The organism is Candidatus Aquicultor secundus (genome assembly GCF_002791875.1).
Taxonomy (GTDB): Bacteria; Actinomycetota; Aquicultoria; order Aquicultorales; family Aquicultoraceae; genus Aquicultor_A; species Aquicultor_A secundus.
The window spans coordinates 7,977-15,100 of record NZ_PFNG01000043.1; the positions used below are offsets into that span (position 1 = coordinate 7,977).

At 49.3% G+C, this 7,124-nt stretch carries 5 protein-coding genes; all 5 read left to right on the forward strand.

What is annotated here, in order from left to right; all coding sequences use genetic code 11:
* Positions 1-906 (forward strand): shikimate dehydrogenase (locus COY37_RS01760; RefSeq protein ID WP_286975720.1); only part of this gene is annotated, 906 nt, incomplete at its 5' end.
* Positions 872-2,539 carry a GspE/PulE family protein gene (locus tag COY37_RS01765; protein WP_286678019.1) on the forward strand — a complete coding sequence of 556 codons (1,668 nt, stop codon included), beginning with the start codon at positions 872-874 and terminating at the stop codon, positions 2,537-2,539. The genes COY37_RS01760 and COY37_RS01765, both read left to right, overlap by 35 nt.
* 20 nt (positions 2,540-2,559) lie before the next feature.
* Positions 2,560-4,236 carry a GspE/PulE family protein gene (locus tag COY37_RS01770; RefSeq protein WP_286678018.1) on the forward strand — a complete coding sequence of 559 codons (1,677 nt, stop codon included), beginning with the start codon at positions 2,560-2,562 and terminating at the stop codon, positions 4,234-4,236.
* 346 nt (positions 4,237-4,582) lie between these two features.
* A complete protein-coding gene (locus tag COY37_RS01775; RefSeq protein WP_286678017.1) occupies positions 4,583-5,647 on the forward strand; it encodes a type IV pilus twitching motility protein PilT in 1,065 nt (354 codons plus the stop codon).
* A 43-nt stretch (positions 5,648-5,690) separates the two neighbouring features.
* Complete coding sequence (locus tag COY37_RS01780; RefSeq protein ID WP_286678016.1) at positions 5,691-6,902, forward strand: type II secretion system F family protein; 1,212 nt, start codon at positions 5,691-5,693, stop codon at positions 6,900-6,902.
* Positions 6,903-7,124 lie beyond the last annotated feature (222 nt).

The window sequence follows — 7,124 nt, forward strand, 5'->3', positions numbered from 1 at the left end:
AAAGAAATAAACGGCGCAACAAAAGTAACAGGCATAATTGGATATCCGTTAACCTATACATTCTCGCCGCCCATGCACAACAAGGCGTTCGAGGCGCTCAACCTCAACTACAGGTACCTTCCGTTCGTGGTCGAGCCGAACGCTCTTGAAAATGCCATCGAGGGGATAAAGTCCCTGAATATCCGGGGAATAAACGTAACCATGCCCCACAAGGAAGCCGTAATCGATCTCCTTGACGAACTCTCTGCTGAGGCCGAAACCATCGGCGCGGTCAACACTATAAATAACGATAACGGTCGCCTTATCGGCTACAATACCGATGCCGGAGGTTTCCTTAAATCTCTCAAAGAGGAATCCTTCAATCCGGCCGGGAAAACAGCAATAATTCTAGGCACGGGAGGCGCGGCGAAAGCGGTAGCGGTTGCGCTTGCCCGGGCCGGTGCGGCAAGCATCGTAATAATAGGTAGGTCGGGCAATAAGGCCGAGGCCATTACGTCCAGCCTTATCTCTAATTTCCAGGAAATATCAGGAAAAACGCTCACATTCAGGGATAACCTCGCCGATATTTTCCAAATAGGAGAACTAATAGTAAATGCAACGCCTGTTGGTATGAAGGAAAGCGGAGATCTCCTACCAGTACCTTTAGAGTTTATAAACGCATCGCACTTTGTTTACGATCTTATTTACACACCACTTGAAACCGCACTAATTAATGGAGCACGGCATAAAGGAGCTAAGGCTGCAAACGGGCTTGGTATGCTCTTATACCAGGCGGCCTCGGCCTTCGAGATTTGGACTGGTACCTCCGCACCTGTTGAAGTAATGCGTCAGGCGTTAATCCAAGGTTTAAAGAGCGGAGATAGACCAGATAATGCTGAAGAGGAAAATAGGCGAGTTCCTACTTGATGCCGGAGTAATTACACAAGACCAACTCAGTGAGGCCATAGGTACTTCAAGCAACCAGGAAGACGTGGACCGAAAACTGATCGACCTCGGCTATGTTTCCGAATCGGACATAGCGAAAAACCTTGCTAAACAATTAAACCTCAGCTTCGTTGACCTCGGCGCATACGAGGTTAACACCCAAGCCACCGCGCTTATCTCAAGCGAGCAAATCCATCGCTATAAGGTGCTTCCGATAGAATTTGAAGATGACCGTCTCGTCGTCGCGATGGCCGATCCGACAAATATTTTTGCCATCGACGATCTGCACGTCATGACCGGCTATGAAATCATTCCGGTCGTCGTTTCCGAAAACGATCTCCAATCCGCTATCGATAAGTACAGCACCAGCGATGATATTGTCGAAGAGGCGATTGAAAGTATCAACGATGACGCTGCTAGCGAAAGCGAGATTGCGGCTGAAGAAAAAGAGGCCGCGGGTGCTCCCATCGTAAAGCTGGTCAACATGATCGTTACCGAAGCGGTTCGAGATAGGGCCAGCGACATATTCATCGAACCGCAGGAAAAAGACGTAAGAATCAGGTGCCGGATAGATGGTGTGCTTCATGAAGTCATGCGCTCGCCGAAACATATTCAAGCCGGAATCATCTCACGAATTAAAATTATGGCAGGCCTCGATATCGCGGAGCGCCGCCTCCCTCAAGACGGCCGTTTCGGGTTAGTAATCGATAAACGACCGATCGATTTCCGGGTCGCCACGCTACCAACCATACATGGCGAGCAGGTAGTTCTCAGGGTGCTGGAAAAAGAAAGCATAATGATGAACCTCGACGAACTCGGGTTTTTATCGGGTTCGCTCGATATGTTTAAGGAGTCGTTCACCAAGCCCTATGGCGCAATCCTCATTACCGGACCAACAGGAAGCGGCAAGACAACGACGCTTTATTCCGTTCTTAACTTGCTTAACTCAAAAGAGAAGAACCTTATTACGGTAGAAGACCCGGTTGAATATCGTTTGCCCAACATAAGCCAGGTCCAGGTCAACACAAAAACCGGTCTATCATTTGCCGGCGCTTTACGATCCATACTACGCCAGGACCCGGATATCGTTATGATAGGCGAGATCAGGGACGAGGAGACCGCTCTTATCGCAGTCGAATCAGCGCTTACCGGTCACCTTGTTCTCTCAACGCTCCACACGAACAACGCTCCGGCAACGCTGACCAGGCTTGTTGAGATGGGGATAGAGCCGTTTTTAGTATCGTCAGCGGTAGATTGCATTGTATCACAGCGCCTTGCCCGCAAGCTCTGTACGCGCTGTCGAGAACTCTTTACACCTACGCAAGAGGAGTTAATCGAGGCCGGTTATACGATCGATGGCAGCGAGCCAACCGAGATTTACCGAGCGCGTGGCTGCAAACGCTGCGGCAATACCGGCTACCACGGACGCATAGGCCTCTACGAGATCATGACCATGACAGAAGGAATAGAACGGCTCCTTGTTGAAAACGCATCGCCCGAAGAGATTACCGAACTCGCGCTCGCCGAAGGCATGCTAACGTTACGAAAAGACGGCCTCGAAAAGGTTCGTTCCGGCCTGACTTCGATAGAAGAAATTTTAAGGGTTACCGTATAGAACCGTTACAGGAATAGATTATGCTGAAAGAAAAATCCGACGAAATACTTGCGAACATACTGGTAAAAAAAGGCATACTCTCGCACGACGACCTGGAGAGAGTCGAAGAAAGTATCGATTGCGATACCTCACTGGCGCAAGCCTTGGTTAACGAAGGCTTGCTTGATGGCGACACTATAACCGAACTGCTGGGGTCGAGCGACTTTAACTTCGTCGATCTTAGCGAATACCACATAAACGTCTCAGCCACCTCGATATTGCCCGAGACGTTCGCCAGGCGATACAACGTTCTACCTATAGATTTTGAAAGGGACAAACTCGTCGTTGCCATCGCAGACCCGACAAATGTTGTAGCCCTGGATGACCTGCAAATGATTACCGGCTACGAAATAAAAGCGGTGGTCGCGCTTGAAGATGAGATAAAGATAGCCCTCAACCGCTACTATAGAGCAACAGAAGCCGTCAAAGACCAGGTAGATACCCTGCGCCTACTAGAGGATTCCCGAGGGGGAATAAGCGGCCTCCGAGAAGTATCCGAAGAAGCCCCGGTCATCAAGCTTGTCAACATGATCATCATAAAGGCTATCAACGAGCGTGCAAGCGATATTCATGTCGAACCTCAGGAAAAAGAGCTGCGCATACGCTACCGCGTAGACGGTGTGCTCCACGAGTCCATGTGCTCACCAAAACAAATCCAGGCGGGCGTTATCTCCAGGCTCAAAATTATGGCCGGCCTCGACATCGCCGAAACCAGGATACCCCAGGACGGCCATTGCGACCTTATGGTCGCAGGTAAAATGATAGATTTCCGGGTATCAACTCTGCCGACTATTTACGGAGAGAGGGTTGTCCTTAGGATACTGAGAAAAGAAAGCATCCTGATCGATCTCGACGATCTTGGTTTCTTGCCCGAAAGCCTTAATAAGTTTAAGTCTTCATTCAACAGGCCCTATGGTGCGGTTTTTGTAACGGGCCCAACAGGAAGCGGCAAGTCGACAACGCTGTACGCAGCACTAAATATCCTAAATAACAGCGCAAAGAATATCATCACCGTCGAGGATCCGGTCGAGTACCGCCTTCCGGGCGTCAACCAGATACAAGTAAATTCAAAAACGGGCCTGACTTTTGCCAGGTGCCTCAGGGCGATCCTTAGATCATCACCCGACATAGTTATGGTGGGCGAGATAAGGGATAAAGAAACGGCCCAAATTGCAGTAGAAGCCGCACTTACCGGGCATATGGTTCTCTCGACACTACATACAAACGACGCCCCCGGCGCCATTACCAGGCTCACCGAGATGGGCACAGCGCCATTCCTGATAGCGTCTGCAATCGAGTGCATCCAGGCCCAAAGGTTGGCACGACGTCTGTGCCCGGCGTGCAAGGAGGAATACGAGCCCCCAATCGATGCCCTCACAAGGATCAACTTCCCGATGGAAGGCGAAGAACCTTTAAAACTCTATCGCCCAAAAGGCTGCCCCAGATGCAACGGCACCGGCTACAAGGGCCGGGTGGGTATTTATGAAGTCATGGTTCTCAGCGAAACCATTAAAGACTTATGCGTCAAACGGGCGACCGCCGATGAAGTCAAGCGCGTCGCAATCGCCGAGGGCATGAGGACTCTCCGCCAAGACGGCTTCGAAAAAGTTCGCACGGGCATGACCTCCCTTGAAGAAATCATGCGCGTCATAATCTAGCCATCAGCTTTCAGCGCTCAGCCATCAGCTTTTATGTGGGTCTAGAATGCGGGCTTTAGTTAGCAGTTAGCAGTAGGCAGTTAGCAGTTAGCAGTAGGCGGTATGCAGTTAAGAACCAGGGTTCACTAGCTGTCATTCTGAATGAAGCGATAGCGAAGTGAAGAATCGAGAGAGCACTCAGCATTATTAGAAGCATGAGGGTTTAAGCTTAGATAAAGCATATTTTAGATAAAGGTTTTAGCTGAATGCTGATAGCTGATAGCTGAGAGCTTTAGCTCTCAAGCCGCTACTAAACCCGTCCGATAGGTAACTAGATTCCTTTTAAGAATATCCGGGAGGTTTTACGTTGCTTGATATTAATGATTTGTTGATGCAGGTACTAGAAAGAAAAGCATCAGACTTGCACATTACGGCAGGGACACCCCCAATGGTCAGGGTCCACGGCGATCTTCAGGCGCTCGATTACCCAAAGCTGACGCCAAACGATACTAAGGAACTTATCTATAGTATCCTTACCCAGGACCAGAGGGAGCAGCTCGAGAGAAACTGGGAGTACGACTTTTCTTATGGGCTCACCGGCCACGCAAGGTTCAGGGTAAACGCATATTACCAGAGAAGCAGCGTAAGCGCCGCCTTCAGAATTATCCCCGTAGAGATAAAATCACTGGACGATCTGGGGCTTCCGCAATCGCTCGAGTTGCTCGTAAGGCGTCCGCGAGGACTAGTCCTGGTTACAGGCCCGACCGGTAGCGGTAAGTCAACAACACTGGCGACGCTCCTCAACATCATCAACGAAAACAGGTCATTCCACATAATTACAATCGAGGATCCAATCGAGTACCTGCACACACATAAACAATCTATCGTTAACCAAAGGGAAGTCGGATCGGATACTAAATCCTTCGCCAACGCCCTTAAATACGTTCTTCGCCAAGACCCGGATGTCATACTTGTCGGTGAGATGAGGGATATGGAGACGATTTCGGCGGCATTGACTGCGGCCGAAACCGGTCACCTCGTCTTCTCAACGCTCCACACGCAGGATGCGCCGCAGACCATCGACAGGATCATCGACGTTTTCCCGCCGCACCAGCAGCAACAGATACGAATCCAGCTGGCCGGTACATTACAGGGAATCGTCTGCCAGCAGCTACTGCCGACGGTTGACGGCGCGGGACGCTGTGTCGCTTACGAAATCCTTATGCCGACGCCGGGCGTCAGAAACATGATCCGCGAAGCGAAGACGCACCAGATATATAACGCCATGCAGACGGGCTCCAAGCATGGAATGGTAACTATGGACCAGTGCCTTGCCGATCTGCATAGATATGGCAAGATAACATTCGAAATGGCGGTACAAAAAGCATCCGATCCAAACGATCTGAGGCAACTTCTCGGAAGGACCGCTTAACAACTGATTATGCAACTAACGGACAGCATAAACGAGGTACATTATGCCAACAACATTCACGTATAAGGTAAGGGACGGCGGGGGAAGCCTGCTAAACGGCCAAATCGACGGCGATAACTTAACGATGGTCGCAAACAAACTCAGGCAAACCGGCTATATCGTCATCGAGCTTAAAGAAAAAAGCCTGGCCCAAAGGGATATAAACCTGCCATTCGGCAACAAAGTAAAATCAAAAGACCTGACGGTATTCAGCCGCCAATTCGCAACAATGATCAACGCCGGCTTATCCCTAACAAAATGCCTGGCAATCCTCGCCGAACAGACTGAAAGCAAACCATTAAAAGCGGTGACTAGCGAAGTCCTTAAAGACGTCGAACAGGGCAAGGGACTTTCAGATGCAATGGCGAAACATCCGAAAATATTCCCACCCATATATATTAATTTGGTAAGAGCAGGCGAGACGGGCGGTGTTCTCGATGAAGTCCTCATGAGGGTCGCCGAGCACTTTGAAAAAGAAGCATCCATAAAGGCAAAGATCAAATCGGCCATGGCCTACCCAACCGCCATGTTCTCGTTCTCGATGATCATCACTTTTGTGCTTATAACCTTCATTGTGCCGCTGTTTGTAAAAATGTTCGACGATATGGGTGGCGAACTTCCACTTCCAACAAAGATCCTTCTTGGCGCAAGCAACTTCATGCGCTCAAGCTGGTTCATCATTATCCCCGCCTTAATCGGCCTGCGGTATTTGTATAAACGCTACAACAACACACCTAATGGCAAGATGAAAATAGATGCCTTTAAGCTCCGCTTGCCGATTTTCGGTGCTTTAGCAAAGAAAATGGCTGTATCCAGGTTTAGCCGAACGCTCAGCACCCTAATGGCCAGCGGCGTTCCTATACTTCAGGCGCTTGATATCGTAGCCGACAGTGCCGGAAACGCGGTTGTCACAGATGCGGTCAAGAATGCCCGAAGCAGCATTAAAGAAGGCGAAACGATCTCGAAACCTTTAGCCGGAAGCAAGGTATTTCCGGCAATGGTTGTTCAAATGATAGCCGTCGGCGAAGAAACCGGCGCCCTCGACACCATGCTCAAGAAGATTGCCGACTTCTACGACGAGGAAGTCTCTAATACCGTAGATGCACTAACGTCAATCCTTGAGCCGATGATGATCGTGGTAATGGGCATTTTAATCGGTGGCATTATCGTCAGTCTCTACTTGCCGATGTTCCAGGTCATCACCTTGATTAAATAGGACAGACATCTCTATGCGAAGTTAGCAATCGATAACCAGCTAAATGGTAATTATTGCAAAATTATTACTAAAGTAAGTTGGCCTGCAACCGATATATAAGATACAAAAACGTCTTTTGTAATGAAAAAGGAATCCTACCGCAAGGTAACAAATGCCTTTTTCTTTTAAATAAGACCGACCGCTTTAAGACTTCTGATAAGGAGGTGAAAAAATGAGATTCTT